This is a genomic window from Sporacetigenium sp. TC11 (assembly GCF_058146105.1).
Map to the genome: position 1 here is coordinate 1 of NZ_JBYVNY010000029.1, position 1136 is coordinate 1136.

Genomic DNA, 1136 nt, shown 5'->3' on the forward strand with positions numbered 1-1136 from the left:
CTAATTCAGTTACTTCATTTTCATCAACTATTTCACTTTCAATTCCTTCGGGATTTTTATTCATATCAACTATTGTATCCATATATTCATTTACAACAACAAACTGAGCAACAGTTCCAACAAAAGTAAGCCCTACAACAGGAATTCCTCTAGTTGCTACTTGTTCAACAGTATTGGCAAAGTCCACGTGAGAGTTTCCCCAACCATCACATGAAAGTATTGCTCCATCTGCTCTCATAGCCTCAGCCCAAGAAGCAGCTCTTGTTCCAACAAAATTTTTATCTTCATTATCTTGTGGAGTTCCCACAACTATAATTCCTAATAAATCTATATCTTCATCGTTACTTACTACATCAAGTAGAGGATCTCTAAAGTGATGTAGAGTAGTTTCTTTAGTAGATGGTCCTATTCCCATAATTTTACCTCCTTAGCACATACAGCGAAGAGCGCCGTCTCTATATTCATTTGGTGTTACAATCATAGGTACATTACCCATATCGATAATACTTCTTCCACCCTCCATAGCACTTGGCTCGTGAGAGAAAAGCCCCGTATCGTACATAGCACCTTGACCTGCTACTTGTTTTATAATAACTACTTTTTTCTTACCTGGTCTTACTTTGTCATAAAACTCATGACGCTCAGTAAATTTGTGACCATTTAATTTTTTTAACTTAGCTCTAAACTCATTGCAGAATTTATCGCAAACTCTATGAGCAGCAGTAGGTCCTGGTCTAACTTGTCCTTGACCCTCAGCTAAAGTTACATCAAATGAAATTATATAGTCGTTGTCTCCAGGAGTACCTGGTCTATTTAAGAATAATTGTTCTTTTAAATTCCCTTCAGAAGAACCAAATTCAGCAGTTTGTATTCCATTTACGTCTACACCAGTAAGCATTACATAAACACCAGTTAAAGTATGAGTTATTCCTTCTCCAATTTTACCTAAAACTTTAGTTGAGATTGGAATAATGTCCATCATCGTGTTTGTAAATCTATCATGTTCTCCTGGTTTTATTATTTGAATGTTTATATCTTTTATTAAAGGTTCTGATTCTATTAGATCTTTTAACATATCTTTGCAAACAATAAGTTTACCATCTAGAAAAACGTTATTTTCTTCACCGAATTCTACT

General features: G+C 34.9%; 2 protein-coding genes. Both read right to left on the bottom strand.

Translation table 11 applies throughout. The annotated features are described in order from the left end of the window. The coding region (locus ACUSRV_RS17030; RefSeq protein ID WP_490143133.1) for a glycine/sarcosine/betaine reductase component B subunit at nucleotides 1-415 on the bottom strand (415 nt) is incomplete at its 3' end. A 12-nt stretch (nucleotides 416-427) separates the two neighbouring features. Further along, a partial coding sequence (gene prdD / locus ACUSRV_RS17035; RefSeq protein WP_490143134.1) for a proline reductase cluster protein PrdD occupies nucleotides 428-1136 on the bottom strand: 709 nt, incomplete at its 5' end.